Origin of the sequence: Chitinophaga sp. CC14 (genome assembly GCF_048957795.1) — a bacterium.
GTDB lineage: Bacteria > Bacteroidota > Bacteroidia > Chitinophagales > Chitinophagaceae > Chitinophaga > Chitinophaga ginsengisegetis.
In genome coordinates this window covers 1,100,247-1,122,668 of record NZ_JARBFY010000005.1, presented here as the reverse complement: position 1 = coordinate 1,122,668, position 22,422 = coordinate 1,100,247, and the positions used below count along the sequence as shown (strand labels likewise).

The following is a 22,422-nucleotide window of genomic DNA, read 5'->3' as shown; positions in this document are numbered from 1 at the left end:
ATTATCAATTATACGAAACGGATTTTTTTATGGGCGTAGTTATTACAGATGATGCCAACCAGGTATTGCTAACGGAAGAAATTCCTTTCGATTACCATAAGATCCGTTCCAGGGGAATGATTGAAGAAACCCAGGAACTGCAAAAGGATTTTGGCTCTGCAACTGTGCACGAATATAACTTCGAAGGCACCAGTATTGCCTGTTGCGAGGCACAGGTTTACGAGAATATCCATATTTCTTCGGATTTTATGGAACCCCTGGTGATGCTCCTGTTCATGGAACAGGGAGATATTACTACCACACTGGGTGGCATTTCAGACAATTTCAGGTTTTCTACACAGGAGCATAATCTTATGTTTAGTCCGGCGCAAACGGAGACGATAGCGGTAAAGAAGCAGCGGGACATTCACTTTTTGGGCCTGAGCTTTACACCGGCGCGTTTCCTGGAGCTGGCAGAGAATAATGGGCGGGTGCTGGATGGATTGGCCAATAACGTGGCCGGGAATAAATCCGTTACGCTGGCGGATAAGTATAATCCCCGGATCACTCCCCGTATGAAGATGGTGATGGAGGAGGTGCGTCAATGTAAATTCCAGGGAGGTTTGAAAAAGCTGTTCTTACAGTCGAAAGCTATGGAGTTACTGGCTTTGCAATGTGAGCAGATGGAAGCGACCCAATCGTCCGGTACGCCTTTACGCAATAAAATCACTCCGCAGGATGTGGAGAAGCTGTATTACGCGAGGGACCTGGTGATACAGCATGTGCAACAGCCACTGAGCCTGGAGGAGTTATCGCGCAAAGCGGGATTGAATGAATTTAAATTGAAATCAGGCTTTAAGGCCATTTTTGATAATACGGTGTTTGGTTATTTGAACGACCACCGCCTGGAACTGGCCAGGGAACTGATACAGGGAGGCGATCTGCCCATGTCGCTCATTGCGGAACAGGCAGGGTATTCATCTCCCCAGCACTTCAGTACTGCTTTCCGTAAGAAATTCGGGATAAGTCCCGGGAAAGTCAGGGGTTAAAAATAAAAGGGACAGGAGAAACGATTCGTTTCTCCTGTCCCTTTTATTAATACGCCAGTGTAAAGCGTTGTTTGATATGTTGCGGCTGTTCCAGTTCGTCCAGCAAGGCTACGGCGTAGTCGGCTGAAGAAATTTTACTCTCACCTTTATCATTGAATACTACCTGGTTGGTACCCAAACGGAATTTTCCGGTGCGTTCACCTGGTTCTATCATCATAGCCGGGCTAATCACGGTCCAGTCGAGATCTGTAGATTGTTTAATCACATTGAATGCGTCGCGGGTGGCAGTGGCGCCGCCTTTCCATTCTGCAGGGAATTCGGGTGTATCCAGCAATTGTACGCCCGGGGCGATTTCCAGGCTGCCTGCACCACTAACAGCGATCAGCCTTTTGATACCGGACTTTTTGGTAGCATTAATAATGGCGTTGATAGCTTTTACGTAGGTGGCGGAGTCGTGGGCGCTGTAGGAGCTGATCACGGCTTCATTGCCAGCCAGCAGCGGGATTAATTCCGCTTCGTTGGTGGCGTCTCCTTTTTTTACGGTAAGATGCGCGTTGGTAACGGTTATCTTTTCCGGGTGACGAACGATAGCGGTAACTTCATGTCCTCTGCTCAGCGCTTCATTTAAAATGGCTGATCCTATAAATCCGGATGCTCCGATGATGGCAACTTTCATGATTTTTATTTTTTTGTAGTGACTAAATAATACAGCCTGCCCGTGCTGATTGTTCTAATTGTTAGAAAAAATATTACAGTTTAAGGGATAAAAAAACAGATCCCTTGATCTGTAATAAAAATAATTACAGTACAAAGATAGGGAAGATATTTTAATTACCAATTGTTTTTTGCGGATGTTGTCTTTCTCAGGATTAACCGTGATTAAGCTGATTTAGGGATTTGATCACTTTTGATGTAGAAAGATTTGGGGAGATGTAAGCGGATGTTGTCTTTCTCAGGATTAACCGTGATTAAGCTGATTTAGGGATTTGATCACTTTTGATTTAAAAAGATTTGGGGAGATATAAGTGGTTATACCCGCTTACATCTCCCCAAATCATATACAAAATCCAAAAAGTTAAATCAAGTAAATCACCTTAATCACGGTTAATCCTGAGAAAGACAATATCCGCGAAAGTTATTTCTTTTCTACAAGATAAGCAGTCACCTTGCTGCTTACCGTTTTGGTGGCCGGTTTTACCGTTTCTGTTTTAACAGTAGGAGGAACCGGTGGTTGTTTGGTATGAAACATCTCCGCCAGGGTAGGCGCAATCACCAATGACACGATAGACATCAGTTTGATGAGGATGTTCATACTCGGGCCGGAAGTATCTTTAAACGGATCACCTACGGTATCGCCGGTTACAGATGCTTTATGCGGCTCAGATTTTTTGTAGTAAGTTTCGCCGTTGATTTCCACACCTTTCTCGAAAGATTTCTTTGCGTTATCCCAGGCGCCACCGGCGTTGTTCTGGAAAATTCCCATCAGCACACCACTAACGGTAGCACCGGCGAGGAACCCGCCCAATACTTCCGGACCGGCTATAAAGCCCACCAGCAAAGGAGAGATCAGGGCAATAGCGCCTGGCAGCATCATTTCACGGATAGATGCCTGCGTGGAAATAGCCACACATTTATCGTACTCCGGTTTGCCGGTACCTTCCATGATGCCGGGTATTTCGCGGAACTGGCGGCGTACTTCTTCCACCATCGCCATCGCTGCACGGCCTACCGCCGCAATAGCAAGGGAGGAGAAGATGAACGGGATCATACCGCCCACAAACAAACCTGCCAGTACGTTGGCTTTATAAATGTCGATACCCTGGATACCAGCCACACCCACAAAGGCGGCAAACAGCGCCAGTGCGGTTAAAGCAGCGGACGCAATGGCAAAACCCTTACCGGTAGCGGCAGTAGTGTTACCTACTGCATCGAGGATATCTGTTTTTTCTCTTACTTCTTTAGGGAGTTCACTCATTTCCGCAATACCACCGGCGTTATCGGCAATAGGGCCAAAGGCATCGATGGCCAGCTGCATGGCTGTAGTGGCCATCATACCGGCTGCGGCAATGGCAACACCATACAAGCCAGCCAGGTGGAAGGAACCGGCAATACCGGCGGCCAGCACCAGGATGGGCAGGGTAGTGGATTCCATACCAACAGACAAACCACCAATAATATTGGTAGCCGCCCCGGTAGCAGATTGACGGATAATTGATTTTACCGGGCGTTTACCCATGGCAGTATAGTATTCTGTGATGATACTGATCAGCGTACCCACTGCCAGTCCTACCATGATGGCGCCGAATACCTGTCCGCGGGTAAATTCATGACCACGTAAGGTCATGGCGCTTTCCGGGAGGATCCAGTTTACCAGGAAATAGGAAACAACGGCTGTTAATATAATAGAACCCCAGTTTCCCATGTTCAGCGCTTTTTGCACTACGCCGGTATTCAGCCCGGAGCCTTCGCCGATGCGAACAAAGAGGGTTCCGATCATGGAAAAGATGATACCTGCGCCGGCGATGATCATTGGCAGCAGGATAGGGGCGATGCCGCCGAATGCGTCATGCGAAACGGTTTCAGAACCCAGCACCATAGTGGCCAATACGGTGGCTACGTATGAACCGAACAGATCGGCGCCCATACCGGCTACGTCACCTACGTTATCACCCACGTTATCCGCAATGGTAGCGGGATTCCGGGGATCATCTTCCGGGATGCCGGCTTCAACTTTACCTACCAGGTCGGCGCCCACATCAGCCGCTTTGGTGTAAATACCGCCACCCACACGGGCAAACAGCGCAATACTTTCTGCACCCAAAGAAAAGCCGGTAAGCACTTCAATGGTTTTAATCATTTCAGCGGTATTGGCTTCCGCCCCGAAATATGATTTCAGTATAATAAATAAGGAGCCTAATCCGAGAACTGCCAGGCCGGCAACACCCATTCCCATTACAGAACCGCCGGTAAAAGATACCTGCAGCGCTTTAGCAAGACTGGTACGCGCTGCATGCGCGGTACGCACATTGGCTTTGGTGGCTATTTTCATGCCGATGAAACCCGCAGTGGCGGAAAATACCGCACCAATCACAAAAGCCAGTGCGATAGACCAGTGGGAGTTTTCATGTGTAGCTCCCATGTATCCCAACAGCAGGGCGGCAATAATCACAAAGTAAATAAGGACTTTATACTCAGCTTTCAGAAATGCCATAGCGCCTTCAGCGATATGCTGGGCTATCTCTTTCATCTTGTCGTTACCTGCATCCTGGCGTGTAACCCAGGAGCTTTTAACAGCCGTATACAACAAAGCCAATAATCCAAAACATGGAACGAGGTAAACTATATTCATGTAAGCGAAATTTATAAATACGTGGTTGACAAAAAAGTTTATTAATTAAAAAAAATAGGATTCCAAAAAAAAATATTCAAATGAATATAAAACATAAATTATTAATTGTGTACGCGGTAAATAAAATTATTGTACACATGGGCCATGAGTAAGTATTTCAGGCGAAAAAAAATAAAGCGCTCAGATGCCTTCCCGGAAGGCGTTGCCCAGTGAGGAGATAATGTCAGATGCGGTCATGGCTTCCTGTGAGAGCTGCGCCGCTGCCAGGTCGCCGGCATAGCCGTGCAGCCACACGCCCAGCAGCATGGCGGCCTTTGGGGTATACTCCTGCGCCAGCAAACCGGTCAGGATCCCGGTGAGTACATCCCCGCTGCCACCGGTAGCCATACCGGGGTTGCCGGTGTGATTGAAATATACGGCGCCATCCGGGCAGGCAATGGCCGTGTACCGTCCTTTCAGTAAAATATACAGCTGCAGTTCCACTGCTTTTTTTGATAATAACTCCAGTCGTGCTATATCGTTGGCAGTTTTACCGAATAACCGCTCAAACTCTTTCGGATGCGGGGTCAGCAGGGATCCTTTCGGCACTTTATATAACAGGTAGGGATATACGGAAAGCAGGTTGAGGGCGTCGGCATCTATCACCATCGGGTGTTGCCAGGCGTCCATCAGCACTTCGAGCGATTTGGCTGTTCCGGGTTGTGTGCCGATACCGGGACCAATGCCGATGGCCTTGTAACCGGCAGAACTGATTCCTTTATGAAAATGGGTGCTGTAGTGGGCGTCTTCGTCGGTGATGCACATGGCGGCTGGTTCGCTGATCTGCATGATCTGGGTACCGCATTGGGGAACATGACAGGTAAGCAGGCCCACTCCGGCGCGGAGGCAGGCGCGCGCACTTAGCACTGCTGCGCCCATTTTTCCATAGCTGCCGGCAATGAGCAGTGCGTGGCCGTAGGTGCCTTTATGGGCAAAGGGATCACGGGGGCGGTAAATGGTGCGCATCATTTCACGGTCGGACAGGTGATATCGTGCAGGCGTTTGCGTTATATAGTCCGGGTGTAGCCCTATCGGCAAAATGTGTACATCTCCTGCGTACGGTGCATTTTCCGGGAGCAGGAAAGCCAGTTTATAAAATTCAAAGCTCAGGGTGGTGTGCGCCTTAACCACGGGGTTATGCACACTGCTTTCATCGGCCATCAGGCCGGAGGGCATGTCGATGGCTATAATGGGATGTTTGTGGCGCTGGTCGTTGATGAGGTGTATAATCCCTGCTACCCAGCCGTCTACCGGGCGGCTCATACCGGTACCAAAAATAGCGTCTATGATAATGGCATTGGGAGGGAGTTCCGGAAAGTCGGATACATCGCCGATGGTATAAATCCCTGCGGGATGCAGCTGTTGCAGGGTGCGGAGCTGGTGTTCGTGGTCGGGGCTTGCTTGGCTGCTATGCTGCAATATACAGGTATGTACATCGTAACCATGACCGAGCATTAAGCGGGCTATAACCAGTCCATCTCCCCCGTTATTTCCTTTTCCGCAAAAAATATAAACCGGGTGTGCGGGGGAATAATGATCTTCCAGCCAGGCGGCACATTGTCCGGCGGCTCTTTCCATCAGGTGTATACTGCTGATGGGTTCATGAGCGATGGTGAAGGCATCTGCCTCCCGGATCTGTGCAGCGGAGAAGATTTTCATGTCCGGATGTTGAACATTAAAATTACTCCAAAATAAGGAACATAAAAAAACGGACCATGCTTGCCTCATGATCCGTTTGTAATGAAGTGGTCGCCTGGATTAAAAAGTATATCTGGCAGACACACCGCCGATCTCCTCACCAAGATAGTTGGTGGGTCCAACAAACTGTACGTAAGGTTTCAGATCAGCACTGATGTTTAAAGGAATTTTCTTGAAAGTATATTCGACACCGATGATGCCATCCAGACCCGGAGACACATAAGTACCTTTGCCTTTATCTATATAACGGTCCCAGTCGTAATCACGACGGTCGTAGAAGCCTACGTGCGCACCACCACCGGCATACATGTTCAATCCAGGTACGCCTATATTCCAGTTGTATTCATACAACCCGGTAAAAGTAACATTTGTTTTGTGCGAGTGGTTGGTGGTTACCAGTCCTTCTATTGCGTGAGGACCCTTAATGAAATGCTTGATGGTAAAGCCTACTACCCACGGATTCAGGCGAATACCCAGTGCGGTTTCGTAGTTGGATGGATCGCTGCTCTGATAACTTTTTTTCTTCTGCGCGTTTGCCTGGATCGCAAGTACAGCAATAAGGCTGAAAAGTAACACGACTTTTTTCATAGATGTGTTGTTTGAATGAAACTTAAAAATATACGTTGAGAAACGTTGGCATGTTCTCTAAAGTATATACACGACGAAATTAATTTCAGGGTTGCTTTGCAAGAACAGTGCCAACCGGTTTGATCAGTCGCAGAAAAATAAATCCGGCGAGGCCTGCTGCTAGGGAAGCAACAATTACTGACATGATAGCTATAATCTGCATTTCCCTTTCCTGGTAGGCCAGTGAAGAAATAAAAATAGACATGGTAAAACCAATACCGGCAATAAGTCCAACGCCGGCAAGCTGTAACCAGCCTGATTTTGAAGGCAGGGTAGCCAGCTTGAGTTTTACGGCAGCAAAGGAAAGCGTAAAAATACCCAGTGGTTTTCCCAATACCAATCCGGCAATGATGCCGTAACTGATTTTATTGTGCAGCGCGCCGCTGATATCTGTGGGTAAAAGGATGGCAGTATTGGCGAGGGCAAACACAGGCATGATAATAAAATTCACCGGGTCATGTAAACTATGCACCAGTCCGGCTATACGGTCCTGCGGAATACAGAATGCCAGTAATACCCCTGCAATAGTGGCATGCACGCCGGAATTGAAGACGCAATACCAGAGTACAATACCGGGGATATAATAAAAGATCAGGCGTTGTACTTTCAGGAAGTTCAATAACAGCGGGATGAGCAATACACCGCCGCCGATCAGTAAATATTTTACATCCAGGTGTGGGGTATAAAAGATGGCAATGGTTAATATGGCGCCCAGGTCGTCGATAATGGCCAGCGCCATCAGGAAAATTTTGAGCGTTACAGGCACTCTTCTGCCCAGCAGTGACAAAATGCCCAGCGAGAAAGCAATATCGGTAGCCATAGGAATACCCCAGCCATGTGCATACGGCGTATTTTTATTGAAGAGGGCGAAGATCAGCGCGGGGAACAGCATTCCGCCGATGGCAGCCAGTACCGGCAAAATGGATTTGCGCACAGAAGATAATTCTCCCACGGTAAGTTCTCTTTTTATTTCCATTCCTACGAGGAAAAAGAACAGTACCATCATACCGTCGTTTATCCATAACAGGTAGGAATTGGGCAGGTGTAAAGACCTGTATTGATAATGGTGACCGCCTGCGGGATCAAATAAAGTATTCCAGAACCCTATATAATCTTCCTGCACACCGGAGTTAGCCAGTATCATTGATATGATGGTGCATACAATGAGTACTATTCCTACCGCGCGACTATCTTTCAGAAAGGTGTGGATAGGGGATATCAGTGTTTTCCGGATGATGTTAATAGAGGTCTTGATCACAGCATTTCTTTTGGGTAAAAAAATATTTCCGGGAGAGATAATATTGGAAATGGCTGCGGTGAAGCAGCCATTTCCAGGTATCGTTCCAACGAAAATTATTGCATTAGCTCGTATTTCGTTTTCGGCTGCCGTTTAATGTCCCACTTAAAGTTTTCCAGCAGGAGCTGTTCTTTAGGTCGTTGTGTAAACGGATACACGGTTCCTTCCGGATCTTTGATCAGTACTACCTTATCTACTTCTCCTTTCTTAAAAAAGATGTTGATAATGGCGCACTGGGCTTTGTTGACGCTCATATAGGCGCCGGCCTTATCCTTAATATAGTTGATCGTTTCCGCGTTCCCTTCCACATGCATCCAGTCGAGGGTTTCACCCAGCACATAGCCGGTAATCACGTTGCCTTTGATCTGGTTAAACATGCCTGGTCCGGCTTCATTAATAATAAAGCCGTTGTTTTTGAGCAGCATTTTATCTGCTGTCTGGTTTTTGGTGAACATGAGGATGGTATCGCCGCTTAGCTGGGTGGTGTTATTAGACCACAGCACGGGGGTGCCATAGAAGCGGAAGATAGAATCCTTTGACGAATAGTATACGCTGTCTGCCACGCCCTGGAGGGAATCGGAGAATATTTTTACATGATGGTAAGCGAGGATATAGCGTTGCTCGCTGGTGTCTTTGGGCGCCGTGAGGGCCATACTATCTGCGTGGTGTTTGATACCGGGCAGGGAATCGTGCATCACTACATCCGGTATGGGCGCCACTTTTATGTTTGTTACCGCGGAATCCAGTTTCTGCCTGGTTTTGGCGAGGGTGCTGTCGGCGATGAACATCATAACGTTGGCGGCTACACTATCCTGTTGTCTCCGGGCGATGGAGTCGCCGCGTGTGATGGGGGATATGGTAGCGGTAAATTTCTCCGGCGGTCGTATGTTTTTGATTGTTTTCAGATTCTTTGTAGGAGAATCCGGAATGCGTTTCAGGCCGGCTACAGAGGGAATAGATAAGCTGTCGTCTGGTCTGATCACGCCTGAAAACAGGGTGTCGGCGGCCATATACAGGGTATCTTTATTTTTTTCCATGATGAGCAGCGGCTTCTGGGTGGCGAGCACCGTTTTTTCGCGTTGGTTTACGATGCCCCTGTTTGCCAGCAGCGACATTTTGCGGGCGGTATCTTTATACACCATGTTACCGGTGGCATAGGCCATGCCGGTGAGTTTATCCATTTCTATATTATCGGCGGTAATGGTGCCGGTGCTGTCTTCGATGGTAGGCCGGTTACCAAAGTTACCGTATCCTTTTTCTGTATCATAATAACCGCTGGTGGCGTACATCACGCTTTTGTCGTTATTGTTGATGGTGGTAGGTGCTACGATGGTGGCTATTTTGGTATCGGTATTATAGAGCAGTTCATCGGTGCTGAGGGTGTATTCCGGATCTACCAGCAATACATTCCGCATGAAATGCATTTCTTTGGTATCGGTATAATAGTATCCTTCATCGCTGGTGAGTACACTTTTACCATTTACGAGTTTACCGGTTTTAACATAGGAGCCTATCTTGGCGTTCATGTCGTATTGCAGTTCCGGTCCGGTGATGGTAACTTTCCCGTCGGTGAGTTTTGCATTTTCCCTGAGGAGTGCAATGCGGGTATTGGCATCGTAGTTCAGGTAATTACCGTAGATATGCACGCTGTCGGCCTGGTTAATATGTATATGGCCGTATGCGTCGATGATATTGGTTTTATTATTTTTCACGGCGCTGTCGCAGTTAAACAGGGTAGTACCCTGTTTAAATACGGCGTTGCCGATGAAGCGGGTTACGCTGATAGAATCTTTTTCATTCATGATCAGTGTATCCGCGTGAATAATTTCAATTACCGACCCGGTTTTCGGCGTTGGTTGGGCCGGAAACTGGGCGCTGGCCGTAGCTGCCAGCAGGCAGATGACGGCCAGAAAAATCCCTGATTTTATGTATCGATGCATTGATTCTTTTTATTGTACCGCTATTGTGTCAGAAGGTAACGGTTTCGTTTTATCTTTTTTGCCAAACAGGGAGAAGTGTACATAACGTTTTGGATTAACCCGCAGGTCTTCCAGCAGTTTATTCAGGTTACCCAGTGAGTACTGAAGGTTGTTGTACGCTTTTTTATCGTTCAGCAGCATGCCCGCAGTGCCATCGGTCGTATTCAGTTTGTTGAGGGTCTGGTTAAGGCCGGTGACAGTTTGCTGCAGCTGTAGCAGTGTTTTGTCGATGTTACCTTTAGCCAGCGCATCGGTGGCTTTCTGGGCATTATCCAGTATACCGGTAATTTTACCGTTATTATCTTTCAGGTTACCGGTAACGGCGGCCAGGTTGTCGAATGTTTTCTGGATGTTACCGTTGTTGGGATCCAGCATACCGTTGAGGGATGCGGAAGTATGCGTAAAGTTACGCATGGTGGTATTCAGGTTGCGGATGGCGTCCTGGAGGTTGCCTTTTGCGGTGGTATCGAGAATGGCGTTTACCGACATCAGTACGGAGTCGATATTAGACAGGGTGCCTTCCAGTTTTTTTACCAGCGGGTTAAGCTGTTCTTTCAGGGCATCGGTCATAGAGCCATCCACGGCTGCGTAGATGGTATCGCCACTTTGCAGGTATTCGCCGGCGTTACCCAGGTCGAGCTGTACTGTTTTGGTACCCAGCAGGTCGCTGCTGATACGTGCCACAGAGTTACGGGGGATGTCAATTTTTTTGGTAATGGTGATGGCCACCAGGATGCGGGAAGCATCTTTGCCCATTACTTCCAGGTTAGCTACATTACCAACCACCAGGCCATTTACCTGTACTGCATTGGCTGGTTGTAAACCGTTTACCTGGTGGTATACCGCGTAAATGGTTTTATTATGAGAAAACAGGCTTTTTCCTTTCAGCAGATTAAAGCCCAGCACAAGTAAGGTTATACCCAGCACAGTTAATACACCTACTTTGGTTTCGTTAGATAATTTGAGCATGAGATTCGTATACGTTCACGCAAAAATAATCAAAAAGCATGCACGGAAGTGGTCGTACGAAAATGTTAGTAATAAAAAAGAGGAAAGCGGGGTAATAAGAAGAGGGGATCGGGGAGGTGGTATGATTAGCAGGAAGTTACGAAAGCGTCTTTAAAACCCAGCTTGCGGGCTTTGCGCATGGCGCCGGAGGCTTGTTCATCGGTCCTGAACCGGCCCAGGATATATTTGTTCAGTTTTTTTTTATTCATCACGATGGGTTGGCGGTTCACATCACCGTGGAGCTTCCTGAAAATGGAAGCTCCCGGTTTATAAAATTTGTCAGTGATCATGAGTTGTACGCAATAGCTGTCGCCGGGTACAGGTGCGGACTTATTATTGCTGCTCCTGTTGCTGGTGTTTAAGTAAGCGGTGGTGTTATTGCTTTTGGAAGATGCTTTGGTGGTAGATGTCTGGGTATTGCGGTTATTGGTAAACCTGTCGAGTTCCTCACGGTAACGCTTAATGGCTTTATAAATGCAATTGGCCAGTTCCTGTTGTCCGTTGTTGGAGTTGAGGTAGTCTTCTTCTTCGGGGTTGCTGATAAAGCCCAGTTCCACTAACACGCTTGGCATGGCGGTGGCAGACAGTACCCAGATCCCTTTTTCATTTCTTTGCCTGGCGCCGCGGCTGATGCGTCCTACCCGGGTAAATTCATCTTCAATAAGGGTAGAGAGGCGGAGGCTCTGGTCGAAGTAGGCGTTTCTCAGGGTATTGAGCAGGATGAAGGTTTCCGGATCGTCGCTCATCAGCTGCTGGGTTTCTTCTGAGTTGGCATCAAGTACGATAACGGAGTTTTGTTTCAGTGACTCCATCTTTGCGTTGTTTTTGCTGGTAGCCCATATATACGTTTCCGTGCCTTTGGCGTTGCTGGGGTAGTAAGCGTATATGGGTTGTTTAACCGCTATTTTCTTTTTCCCTTTTTTACGGTAAACGGTTTTATAGTCTACTACTTTGCGGATTTTCCCGGTAGAATTACAGTGGATAGACACAAAAAGTTCCCCTTTGTTGTCGTTGGCAATCTGTGCTTTTTTGCGGGGATCATCAAAGCGGTCAGTTTTTCGTGTATACACTACCTTTACATCGGGCATATTTTCTTCCAGGATCTTTCCCAGTTTCAGTGCCACTTCCAGTGTTACCTGTTTTTCGGTAGAATAGCTGCCTTTTGCGCCGGGATCTTCACCGCCGTGGCCGGCATCAATAACAATAGTTCGTATAGGCTTGTCCTGTTTATCGGAAACGGGATTTGTTTTGGCCTGAATAAATAAGGTACAGGTGAGTAGTGTTCCCAGTCCTAAAATCCAAAATCGGTTCCAGCGCATGATTCTCATTTTAATGGGTGCTGTTTTTCACAAAAAATAAAAAAATAAGTTTATCTGTTAAATTAATAATCCGCTTGTTCCACGTGAGTTTCCGCTACCTTTCGTTATATTACCTTACAAACATTACAAGTTACCATTTGTAATAAATTGTATAAAATCTTGTAGGTTTGCCGCCATAACACATGAACGCTAGCTACAAAAATAATTATAAAAAGTTTTTTCGGCATACATACCTGGTTTTTGCCGGTATGTTCATCGCCATTCCCTTTATTATAGATGCAGTTGCGGGTGAAAGGCCACAAGTTGTTACATTTTTTAACAAAAGTTTGGCAGATACGACCCCGCTGATACGGAAAGATACCGGTAAAATACCTAAACCGGCAGCTGTTCCCCCTGTCACAGCCGATTCCACCCAATTAACCAAAGGCGTGGACACCAGCGGTGAAACGACAGTTGATACCTTGTTCGTACCAAAGATATCGAAAGACACGCTGGATGCGCCGGTAAATTATAAGGCAAAGGATTCCATCATCCTGATGGTACCCGATAAACGCTTCTATTTATATGGCACGGCCAACACAAAATACAAAACGATTGACCTTTCTGCCGAAAAAATGAATTTCGACCAGGAAACCGGCATTTTGGAGGCTACCAACGCTAAAGACACCGCCGGCAAGCTGTTTGGCGGCCCGGTGATGAACGACGGCGGACAAAGCTTTGAATCGGATACCCTCAAGTACAACTTTACCTCCCAGAAAGCAAAAATCTATAATACCCGCTCCCAGTACGGGGAAGGCTATATTCACAGCCAGCAAACCAAAAAAGCGGCGGATAATACCATTTTCGGCTTTAAAAACGGGTATACCACCTGTAACCTGGATACCCCGCACTTTAGCTTCAGAGCCCGTAAAATAAAGGTAATCCCTGATAAACTGGTGATCTCCGGACCGGCTAACCTGGAAATTGAAGGCATTCCCACACCTTTGTATATACCTTTTGCCATTTTCCCTATCACCCAGGGACAACGCTCCGGGATCCTGCCGCCGCAGTACGTGGTGAACCAGCAGAAAGGGATCGGACTGGAAAACGGCGGGTACTATATCGGGCTGGGCGATCATTTTGACCTCACCATGCGGGGGGATGTGTATTCCTACGGCAGCTGGAGCCTCACGGCCAGTCCTACCTACCGGAAACGCTATAAGTACAACGGAGGGCTTAACCTGAGCTTTGCCAATACCCGCTTCGGGGATCCGGCCGTAAAATCAGAGTTCAGCACGTCCAAAGACTTCCGCGTAACCTGGAACCACAGCATGGACAGCAAGGCACGCCCCGGCGTGAACTTTGGCGCCGCGGTGAACTTCGGAACCTCGTCTTATAACAGATACAACGTGTATGATTACAATACCCGTGTAAATAATAACATCGGATCGTCTATCACGTTCTCTAAAACCTGGCAGGGGAAACCCTATAACCTTACGATGGGGTTGAACCACTCCCAGAACTTAAGCACCCGCGATGTGTCCATCTCTTTCCCGGATGCAACCTTCACGGTGAACACGATCTACCCTTTCCAGCCAAAGGAAATGGTGGGTACGCCCAAGTGGTACGAAAAAATCGGGGTTTCCTACAACACCATCCTGCGTAACCAGGCTAATTTCAAGGATTCCCTGTTTGGAAAGCAAGCGATGTTTGACGCCATGCAAACAGGTATGCAGCACAATATCCCGATCTCATTCTCTATCCCGGTGTTTAAAACCTTTACCTTATCACCAGGGATCAACTATACAGAATACTGGTATACCAAGAAATTTGCCCGTAAATGGGATCCCAAAAAGTGGAATCCCGGACTCGATACTTTCGGTGCTATTGATACTACTTATATTCCCGGTTTCTACAGTGCGCGCGACATCAGCGCCAGCATGTCGTTGTCTACCGCCATATACGGTATGTACACGTTTAACAAGAATTCAAAGGTGAAAGCCATCCGCCATGTGATGAGGCCCACGCTGAGCGCCAGTTACCGTCCGGACCTTTCCAGTAAGTACTATCATGAACTGCAGTACAACAAGGAAGGCGATAAACAAATTGTATCCGACTTCGACGGGGCTATCATCGGGGTGCCATCTCCCGGCGCATTCGGTGGTTTGAACTTCGGGCTGGATAATAACCTGGAGATGAAGGTATTCTCGAAAAAAGATACCACGGGGAACCATGAAAAGAAAATAAAACTATTGGATGGTTTTGGGATCAACGGCAGCTACAACCTGGTGGCCGATTCATTTAAGTTGTCTACTTTCAGCCTGTACGCCCGTACCAACCTGTTCGATAAACTGAATATTTCCGCCAGCGGTAACATCGACCCATACCAGGTAGATGCCCGTGGCCGCCGCCTCGATAAATACGTATGGCAGCAGGGTAAAATCAGCCTGGGTCGTTTAACCAACGCCAGCGTTTCCCTGAGCACTTCGTTCCAGTCGAAGGATGCAAAGAGCAAGGAAAAGGAACAGAAGATCGACTCTTTGGAGAATGTGCAGGGCGCAGACGCCGCTTTTGCTGCGCAACAGCGACAGCTGCAGATGGTGCGTAACAATCCGGGCGAATACGTGGATTTCGATATCCCCTGGCGTGTGGATCTTTCTTATAGCTTATCTTATACCAACACCATTATCCCAGATTCCGGCGGTGTGGTAAAGCGTATTACCCAATATGTAAGTTTTAACGGCGACTTTAGTCTCACGCCCAAATGGAAGATTGGTTTGAACAGTGGTTTCGACTTTACCAATATGCAGATCGCCTATACGAATATGTATATCTCGCGCGACCTGCACTGCTGGCAGATGTCTATCAACCTCATTCCGTTTGGTACTTTCCGGCAGTTTAGTATCACCATTAATCCGAAAGCCGGTATTTTGCGTGATCTGCGGATAAACCGATCGAGACAGTTCCAGGATCTCTAACAAACGAAAGCGGGGATTGCCTTAGGCAATCCCCGCTTTCGTTATATTATTTTGTATTGTTGGCCAGGTAATAATCCCACATCAGGCGGAACACTTTTTCTTTAAAAGCCGGAAGGTCATCTCTTGTCATTCCCGTGGTAGGCAGGGGTGGCAGGAAATGATAATCTATACGATGCGGCCATGCGAAAAATTTCTTTCCTACCGGTAATATTTTTTTAGTGTGAAAAAGCAACGACGGCATCAATGGCACCTGTGTATCTATCGCTAATGCAAAGGCGCCGTCATAGAAATCTTTTAAAGGCTGATCCGTGCGGTTGCGTGTGCCTTCCGGGTAAAGCAGGATGTGTATGCCTAAACTGAGGGCATGCTTCATTTCAACAATGCTTTGTTTGCGGCTGGCTTCACTGCTGCGGTCTACCAGGATACCACCTATGCGGTACAGCACACCAAACAGCGGTACTTTGCCGAGAGATGCTTTTGCGAGTGTTTTATTGATACCGGGAATTTCTGCAGATGTAACCGGCACATCGATCAGTGAATTGTGATTACATACTACTACATAGGTTTGTCCGGGTGCAAAATATTCCAATCCTTTTTTGCGTACAGGGCAGCCGATCAGTGGCTGATATACCTTCATCCATATTCTTCCAAAGAAAAGAAATCCTTTTGTTCTACGTGGTTCCGGCATGTAAGAAATGATCCATATGGGAATGAATACTACCAGCATTGTTAGTGCGAACATCACCAACATCCATGCTGCGAATATTCTGCCGAAGATATTTTTAAACATAGGGGTTGTTTTTTTACAGTCTCCAGTCTACCGGTGCTATGCCTGCCTTTCCGAGTATTTCATTTGTTCTTGAAAAATGTCTGCATCCAAAAAATCCTTTATCGGCACTGAAAGGAGAGGGGTGTGCTGCCTGCAATATATGATGTTTTGTAGCGTCTATCAGGTATTGTTTATCCTGTGCAAAGCGGCCCCAGAGCAGGAATACCACATCGCTCCGCTGATCTGAAATTTTGCGGATCACAGCATCTGTAAAATCGCCCCAACCTATTTTGCTGTGGGAGGCTGGTTCACCGGCCCTTACGGTAAGAAAGGCATTTAACAACAGTACGCCATGTTCTGCCCATTTGGTAAGATTGCCGCTGGTGGGTATTTCCAGCCCGAGATCTGTTTTCATTTCTTTGTAAATATTCACAAGCGAGGGAGGAGGTTTTACGCCATCCGGTACGGAAAAGCTGAGTCCATGCGCCTGTCCTGCACCGTGATAGGGGTCCTGCCCAAGAATCACTACTTTTACTTTATCTATAGGCGTTTTGTCAAAGGCATTAAAGATCAGGTTTCCGGCAGGATAAATCACTTTACCCAATGCCTTTTCATGTTTAAGAAACATCACGATCTGATCGAAATAAGACTTATGAAATTCATCTTTCAGCGCTTCCTTCCAGCTTGATTCTATTTGTACATCCATAGTGTTCACATCAATATTTAGAGAAAAATAAATTAAATTTGATTTATTGGGAGAAATTTACATAAATTTGCACTCCCAAAATGCGAGTTAAATATAGTAATTTATTTCACATTTTAAGGGAAAACAAACACATAAGTCTTGGTAGCTCAGCTGGATAGAGCAACTGCCTTCTAAGCAGTAGGCCATTGGTTCGAATCCAATCCAGGACACAGAAAAAAAGAATTGATGGTTGCATTTAACGATGCAACCATTTTCTTTTTTAGCCTGTTTGTAACCATACATTTTCGTATATCCGTTAGAGATATATTACCTGGCGGTATCCTTCAGCCAGGGCCGGCGACCAGCTTCCAATATAGGCAGGTTCGCTTCCGTAGGTACATAAATCACCGCCTGCGGGTTTTTCTCAATGTTATCGATCCACAGCCAGTGGAGGTAGGCTTCATTGTTACGCAGCGACTCCCCGATGATCTGGTTGGAGCGGGCTACGCCATGCGCCCGGATGGTGTCTGCAGCGGCCAGCATTGCGGCGCTTTCCATTTTGGCGCGGGCTTCCGCCACAGCTACTTCTTTGGAAGCCTGCGCATGCGCCAGCAGCGCTTCCCCTTCCATGCGCTGGGAGTATACTTTGTATTGCGGACAACCCCACAATCCAAGTATAATCAGGCCGGTAAATACTAAAAGAGCAAAAGTGGTGAGTGAAATAATGGATTTTGTATTCATAGAGGTAATGTCCTGCACCGCAGGACGGGGTTTGGTTTCAGGTTCAAATATAGTTATATATCGTATATGGCACGGTGACGCCTATCCGGTAACACAGGATTTTCTTCTTTTGTATACTTCTTCTCCTTCTTCACCGTTTATTAAAATTATATTTGTAGCGTTTTATTTTGCCATTATGATCGCATCCATATTAACCAGGCTTGAATCTTCCCGGAAGGAGTTGCTGGATTTAGGCCTCAGAAATCCATTGTTGAATTACAAGTTGCCGGCCGGCAAAGGTTTACATATTGTAGAAGAACAATCTGCTGCCATTTATGATATACTGGTGCGGGAAGGTAAAACCATGTCGTTCCTCGGCCGCCCCGAAAAAAAGCAGGAAGAAGAAGTAGTGCAGTATAATGAACCGGTATCGAAAGATGCGTTAACCGATACCCGTTTACAAACCAATGAAAACCAGGTAACCCTGCATTCCCGGTTGCTCAACACCTACTACGCCGCACGGATGAGCATGGAGGAACAGGGGGTGAACATTCTCTATATTTCCCTGGGAATGTTGCAGTGGTACGAAGCCGCAGGCAGCGAAGAAGCACGGTTTGCCCCGCTGATCATGGTGCCGGTGCTGCTGGACCGCTCCAGTGCGAGAGAACGTTTCCGGTTGAAATACTCCCTCGAGGAAGTAGGCGCCAACATTTCGCTGCAGGCAAAAATGAAAGCCGACTTTAATATTAATATCCCCGACCTGCCGGATGTGGAAGACTTTGATGTAAATGCTTACCTGGCAGAAGTGGCGGCAGCAGTGGAACCCATGCCGGGATGGAAAGTAGCCGCTGATACCGTGGAACTGGGCTTTTTCTCTTTCGGCAAATTCATGATCTATAACGACCTGGATGCTACCAAATGGCAGCAGGAAGATGATATCCTTACGCACCCGGTAATTCAAAGCCTTTTTGGCGGCGGGTTTTCAGACACTACCCCGCAGCTGCCCGACGATGTGTTTATCGACAACGATACCAATGCGCACGAACTGTTCCAGGTAGTGGATGCCGACAGCTCCCAGATCATGGCGATGCTGAGTGTGCAGGAAGGCCGTAACCTTGTGATACAGGGCCCGCCGGGAACGGGTAAATCGCAAACGATTACCAACATCATTGCAGATGCGATTGGCCGCGGAAAAAAAGTATTGTTTGTAGCGGAGAAAATGGCAGCATTGGAAGTGGTGAAACGCCGGCTGGATAATATCCAGCTGGGAGAAGCCTGTCTTGAATTACACAGCCACAAAGCCAATAAAAAAGAACTGCACCAGGAACTGAGAAAGGTGCTGGAACTGGGTCGCCCATCTATCCAGAAGTTACAGGAAGAAGTATTACTCCTGGATGGTTATAAGAAAGAATTAAATGATTATTGTCTTTCGGTAAATGGCGCTATCGAAAAAAGCGGTTTAACCGCCCACCAGGTAATAGGCTACCTGTTGCGGCTAAACGAAGAAACTGCGGGTATCACCTTGCCGCATATACAATTGCCGGATATTACGCGGTGGGATGCTGCTGCGATGAACAAAGCCACTGCAATGGCATTGCGGATACAGGCCTGTTTGCAGGAAACAGGCGTACCGGCCAATCTCGCTTTCCGCGGCAGCCGGCTCACGGTGTTGTTGCCGCATGAACAAACTGCTTTTGCCCAGCTGCTGAAAGAAGCACTGGCTGCACAGGCGGCATTGATGCAAACTACTTCCGCGATCGCGGGAAAAATGAGTATCCCATCTCCCAAAGATATTACCGCTATACACACGCTTATTGATATTTGTGCGTTGCTGGCCCGTCAACCGGACCTGCAGGAAATAGATGTTGCCAATAAGGCCTGGTTGCTGCAAAAACAGGATATCGCGGAATGGCTGGCTGCAGGCGTTGCGGCTACCACTGTGCAGCAGCAATACCAGGAGATCTTTATTCCCGAAGCATGGGAACAGAATGTAATGGAGATCCGGGAAAACCTGCTGGCACATGGCCACAAATGGTATAAGTTCCTGATTGGCGCATACAAAAAAAGCAACCGTCAGCTGGCAGCTTTATGCAAACATGCATTGCCGGACGACAAGGAAGAAAAGCTGCAATACGTGGATGCGATCATGGAGTTCAGGCGGCAGGATACATTGCTGAAAGAACATGCAGCTTTAGCCAGCACCCTGTTCGGCAGCCGCTGGCAGAAATCACATACCGACTGGCCTGCGCTGGAAGAGGCAACGGCCTATCTAACGGAACTGCATACACGAATTTCAGCAGGTAGCTGTCCTGCGCAGGTGGCGACATGGTTGCACAGTCATCGCAGCGCCGCCGATGCCCTGGCCGATCAGCAGCGGATTGCGCAACTGCTGCAGGAGCAACAGCAATGCAACACCGCGGTGCTGGAAAAGCTGGAAATGCCGCCGGCACAATTCCCTGTGCTGCTGGATGCACAGCAATGGCAGTTACAAACATGGACAGATAAACTATCGGAAATACATCATCTCATTGCGTGGAACAATATAACGGAAACGGCTATACAGGAACAACTGGGATGCCTGCTTACGCCGGTGCAGGATTGGGAAGGCGGTGCAAGACTGCTGAGAACAGCGCTGGAGAAAACATGGTATGAATACCTGGTGGAAACAGCCGTGAAGTCACAGCCTGCGCTGCGTAAATTTGAACGCGCCGGTCATGAAGAAATGGTACAGCAGTTCCGTAAACTGGATGTACTGAACCTTCAGTATAACCGCGCCCGTGCAGCGTTACAGCACTGGGAGCAAATGCCCCGTGCAGATGCCGGCGGACAGGTAAACATCCTGCGCACGGAGTTTAACAAAAAGGCGCGTCATATGCCTATCCGTAAACTGATGCAGGAAGCGGGACTGGCAATACAGGCGATCAAGCCGGTATTTATGATGAGCCCATTATCTATTGCCAATTTTTTACCGCCTGCCACACTGGAGTTTGACCTCGTTATTTTCGATGAAGCCAGCCAGGTGAAGCCGGTAGAGGCGCTGGGCGCTATTTTGCGCGGTAAGCAATTGGTAGTAGTGGGAGATAATAAACAATTGCCGCCCACCAGTTTCTTCGATTCCCTTACCCGGGAAACAGATGATGAAGAAAATGTTACGGCAGATATGCAGAGCATTCTTGGTTTGTGCGATGCACAGGGTGCGCCACAACGTATGCTGCGCTGGCATTACAGGAGCCGGCACGAATCGCTGATCACCTTGTCGAATCATGAATTTTATGAAAATAAACTGGTGATATTCCCCAGTCCGGGTGATAAAGAAAGAAAAGGACTGGTATTCCACCACCTGAAAGATACAGCGTACGACCGTGGTAAAACCCGCACCAATCCAAAGGAAGCAGAGATTGTGGCCGATGCGGTGATGGAGCATGCGCGTAAAAATCCGGGAATGAGTTTAGGCGTGGTGGCGTTTAGTACCTCGCAGCGGCAGGCGATCAGTGATGCGCTGGAATTGCGCCGGCGTAAGTCGCCCGAGCTGGAGTCGTACTTCATGGCGCACCAGGACGAACCGTTCTTTGTGAAGAACCTGGAAAACGTGCAGGGCGATGAAAGGGACGTGATCTTTATTTCTATCGGTTACGGACGTACGGAGGAAGGGTATGTGGCCATGTCTTTTGGCCCGCTGAATAATGAAGGCGGGGAAAGAAGACTGAATGTACTGATCACACGCGCGAAAACGCGTTGCGAAGTATTTACCAACATCACCGCTGACGATATTGATGTGAACAGAACAAAGAGTTATGGCATACAATCGCTGAAAAACTTCCTGTATTTCGCGCAGCATGGTAAGCTGTATATGACTGCGGAAACAGGGCTTCCGGCAGATAGCCCGTTTGAGGAAAATGTAGCGTCGAAACTGGAAGCGCTGGGATATATTGTGCGTAAGCAGGTGGGTTCAAAAGGATTTTATATTGACCTGGCTATTGTAGATGCGGAAAATCCAGGTCGTTATATATTGGGGATCGAGTGCGACGGGGCAGCTTATCATTCTGCCCGTTCCGCCCGCGACCGCGATCGTTTGCGGCAGCAGGTACTGGAAGCAGTTGGCTGGAAAATCCACCGCGTGTGGAGCACCGATTGGTTCCGTAACCCGGAGCGGGAACTAAACCGCCTGGTGGCGGCTATTGAAAAAGCAAAAGCCGCTGTTGCTATCGACGACCAGGTGGCCGAAGATGCGAAAAAAGAAACCCTGCAGGTATTGACCCGCGAAGCAGTAGAAGAAAAGGAAGAAGAAGTGCCGGTATATGAAACCGCAGTGCTGCCCGATGAGATCCGGGCGCAGGAATTTCATCTTTCTCCCATTGGTAAACTATGTAACTGGATAGAACAGGTAGTAGTAGTGGAAAGCCCGGTTCATTTCGACGAGCTGGCGCGGCGGATGGTAGAAGCAGCAGGCATTACCAGGGTGGGACCCCGTATCCGGGAAATACTGCGTCATGCTGTTCGTCATTCCGATGCCAGCAAACGGATCAAAATCAAAGGACAATTCCTCTGGGATACTTCGCTGCCAACACCGGTAGTGCGCAACCGCAGCCAGTTGCCGGCTACTGCCAGGAAAATCAACTATATCGCCACTGAAGAAATAGGCGTAGCCCTGGAAAAAGTAGTGAAAGATGCGGTAGCTATTCAACGCGAGGATGCAGTGCCTTTCATCGCCAGGATGTTCGGCTACAGCCGCGTAACCGAAGAAATGAAAGAAGAGATCCTGAAAGCCATCGATATCAGTATTCAGAATAACCTGGTGCAACGGGAAGGAGAATTGCTGAAGGCATAATATCGTACAGGCGTTGTGCTGAAACCGGACAAATTTAAATTAATAATATCTGTTTGATGTTGGTATTTAGGATACATCGGGGATGGCATGTTTTTGCTTTTCAGGTGTGGAGAAGAGAA

14 protein-coding genes and 1 tRNA gene are annotated in these 22,422 nt (G+C 47.8%); 4 read left to right on the top strand and 11 right to left on the bottom strand.

Features of this window, described 5'->3' with window-relative positions; all coding sequences use genetic code 11:
* Positions 1-29: 29 nt before the first annotated feature.
* Positions 30-1,028 (top strand): helix-turn-helix transcriptional regulator, encoded by a 999-nt coding sequence (locus PV783_RS24040; RefSeq protein ID WP_420989888.1) that lies wholly within the window; start codon positions 30-32, stop codon positions 1,026-1,028.
* Positions 1,029-1,074: 46 nt separating this feature from the next.
* Here the strand turns inward: PV783_RS24040 and PV783_RS24035 are convergent, their stop codons facing one another.
* The 8 genes from PV783_RS24035 to PV783_RS24000 all read right to left on the bottom strand — a co-directional run bounded on the left by PV783_RS24035 (position 1,075) and on the right by PV783_RS24000 (position 12,344).
* Entirely contained in the window at positions 1,075-1,704 is a 630-nt protein-coding gene (locus PV783_RS24035) for an NAD(P)-dependent oxidoreductase (RefSeq protein WP_420989887.1), read from the bottom strand.
* Between the two features lie 459 nt (positions 1,705-2,163).
* Positions 2,164-4,377 carry a sodium-translocating pyrophosphatase gene (locus tag PV783_RS24030; RefSeq protein ID WP_079473382.1) on the bottom strand — a complete coding sequence of 738 codons (2,214 nt, stop codon included), beginning with the start codon at positions 4,375-4,377 and terminating at the stop codon, positions 2,164-2,166.
* A 180-nt stretch (positions 4,378-4,557) separates the two neighbouring features.
* Complete coding sequence (locus PV783_RS24025) at positions 4,558-6,075, bottom strand: NAD(P)H-hydrate dehydratase (RefSeq protein ID WP_420989886.1); 1,518 nt, start codon at positions 6,073-6,075, stop codon at positions 4,558-4,560.
* 99 nt (positions 6,076-6,174) lie between these two features.
* Positions 6,175-6,702 carry a hypothetical protein gene (locus PV783_RS24020; protein WP_079473384.1) on the bottom strand — a complete coding sequence of 176 codons (528 nt, stop codon included), beginning with the start codon at positions 6,700-6,702 and terminating at the stop codon, positions 6,175-6,177.
* Positions 6,703-6,787: 85 nt separating this feature from the next.
* On the bottom strand, positions 6,788-7,999 hold the full coding sequence (nhaA, locus tag PV783_RS24015; RefSeq protein WP_420989885.1) for a Na+/H+ antiporter NhaA: 1,212 nt from the start codon (positions 7,997-7,999) through the stop codon (positions 6,788-6,790).
* Between the two features lie 95 nt (positions 8,000-8,094).
* Positions 8,095-9,978 carry an OstA-like protein gene (locus PV783_RS24010; RefSeq protein ID WP_420989884.1) on the bottom strand — a complete coding sequence of 628 codons (1,884 nt, stop codon included), beginning with the start codon at positions 9,976-9,978 and terminating at the stop codon, positions 8,095-8,097.
* Positions 9,979-9,987: 9 nt separating this feature from the next.
* Positions 9,988-10,986 carry an MlaD family protein gene (locus PV783_RS24005; protein ID WP_079473386.1) on the bottom strand — a complete coding sequence of 333 codons (999 nt, stop codon included), beginning with the start codon at positions 10,984-10,986 and terminating at the stop codon, positions 9,988-9,990.
* A gap of 125 nt (positions 10,987-11,111) precedes the next feature.
* On the bottom strand, positions 11,112-12,344 hold the full coding sequence (locus PV783_RS24000; protein ID WP_159454492.1) for an N-acetylmuramoyl-L-alanine amidase family protein: 1,233 nt from the start codon (positions 12,342-12,344) through the stop codon (positions 11,112-11,114).
* 326 nt (positions 12,345-12,670) lie between these two features.
* Between PV783_RS24000 and PV783_RS23995 the strand changes: the two genes are divergently transcribed.
* Positions 12,671-15,301, top strand: coding sequence for a putative LPS assembly protein LptD (locus PV783_RS23995; protein ID WP_133256221.1), 2,631 nt, complete (start codon positions 12,671-12,673; stop codon positions 15,299-15,301).
* 46 nt (positions 15,302-15,347) lie between these two features.
* On the opposite strand, the gene PV783_RS23990 is transcribed toward PV783_RS23995, so the two are convergent.
* Positions 15,348-16,091 (bottom strand): lysophospholipid acyltransferase family protein, encoded by a 744-nt coding sequence (locus PV783_RS23990; RefSeq protein WP_079473389.1) that lies wholly within the window; start codon positions 16,089-16,091, stop codon positions 15,348-15,350.
* Between the two features lie 13 nt (positions 16,092-16,104).
* The gene (gene ung, locus PV783_RS23985) at positions 16,105-16,776 is read right to left on the bottom strand and encodes a uracil-DNA glycosylase (protein WP_079473390.1); all 672 of its coding nucleotides are present in this window, start codon (positions 16,774-16,776) and stop codon (positions 16,105-16,107) included.
* Between the two features lie 135 nt (positions 16,777-16,911).
* On the opposite strand from ung, the gene PV783_RS23980 reads away from it, so the two are divergent.
* Positions 16,912-16,985: transfer RNA gene (locus tag PV783_RS23980), tRNA-Arg, on the top strand.
* A 97-nt stretch (positions 16,986-17,082) separates the two neighbouring features.
* On the opposite strand, the gene PV783_RS23975 is transcribed toward PV783_RS23980, so the two are convergent.
* Positions 17,083-17,514: a hypothetical protein gene (locus PV783_RS23975; RefSeq protein WP_420989883.1), complete on the bottom strand. Its 432-nt coding sequence runs from the start codon at positions 17,512-17,514 to the stop codon at positions 17,083-17,085.
* A 157-nt stretch (positions 17,515-17,671) separates the two neighbouring features.
* Here PV783_RS23975 and PV783_RS23970 point away from each other — a divergent pair, with 157 nt between their 5' ends.
* The gene (locus tag PV783_RS23970; protein ID WP_420989882.1) at positions 17,672-22,303 is read left to right on the top strand and encodes a DUF3320 domain-containing protein; all 4,632 of its coding nucleotides are present in this window, start codon (positions 17,672-17,674) and stop codon (positions 22,301-22,303) included.
* Positions 22,304-22,422: the final 119 nt, after the last annotated feature.